Origin of the sequence: Corynebacterium sp. CCUG 71335, assembly GCF_024454075.1 — a bacterium.
Taxonomy (GTDB): domain Bacteria; phylum Actinomycetota; class Actinomycetes; order Mycobacteriales; family Mycobacteriaceae; genus Corynebacterium; species Corynebacterium genitalium.
Genome location: NZ_JAGPYY010000032.1, coordinates 1 through 660, shown reverse-complemented (window position 1 = coordinate 660; position 660 = coordinate 1). Strand labels below are relative to the sequence as shown.

Annotated in this window: 3 tRNA genes; all 3 read left to right on the top strand. The window is 55.9% G+C overall.

What is annotated here, in order from left to right:
- Nucleotides 1–121: 121 nt before the first annotated feature.
- The 3 genes from KBX19_RS11285 (at nt 122) to KBX19_RS11275 (ending at nt 409) form a co-directional block, all read left to right on the top strand.
- A tRNA-Cys gene (locus tag KBX19_RS11285) sits at nt 122–195 on the top strand.
- Nucleotides 196–213: 18 nt separating this feature from the next.
- Nucleotides 214–288: transfer RNA gene (locus tag KBX19_RS11280), tRNA-Val, on the top strand.
- A gap of 45 nt (nt 289–333) precedes the next feature.
- A tRNA-Gly gene (locus KBX19_RS11275) sits at nt 334–409 on the top strand.
- The last annotated feature ends 251 nt before the right edge of the window (nt 410–660 follow it).

Here is a 660-nt window from a genome sequence, read left to right as displayed (position 1 = left end):
TGTAGCGCAGTTGGTAGCGCATCACCTTGCCAAGGTGAGGGTCGCGAGTTCGAGTCTCGTCATCCGCTCCAAGTCCCAGTTGGCAGCAATTGGTACTGTGAAAGAGGCGGAAATCGCCCACGGTGGAATGGCCGAGTGGTGAGGCAAAGGTCTGCAAAACCTTGTACACGGGTTCGATTCCCGTTTCCACCTCCATATTCATGTGAATATTGCGCGCGTTTAGCTCAGCGGGAGAGCGCTTCCCTGACACGGAAGAGGTCACTGGTTCAATCCCAGTATCGCGCACCAGGAGTCCGTTAAGGGCTCCGTTGTGCAAACTGTAGTTTGCACAACGCGGATGTAGCGCAGTTGGTAGCGCATCACCTTGCCAAGGTGAGGGTCGCGAGTTCGATTCTCGTCATCCGCTCCACTACCCCGGCGGCAATAGTCGCCGGGGTTTCGTCGCGTCTGGAGGCACCACGGGAAAGGCTTGCGCGCGGGAAAACGGGCGCGTTTTCGTGCCGTCCACACGTCAACTAACTGGAGTCACTTTCGAAACATCTGACCTGGGCGTTCACCGACCGGTTTCAAACGGGGGTTAAGTTGAAGTGTCCTGGGTTTAGTTCCGATCGTTTCTAGAGGAGGATTGGATCATGCCTAGGAAGTTCAGTGACGAGTTCA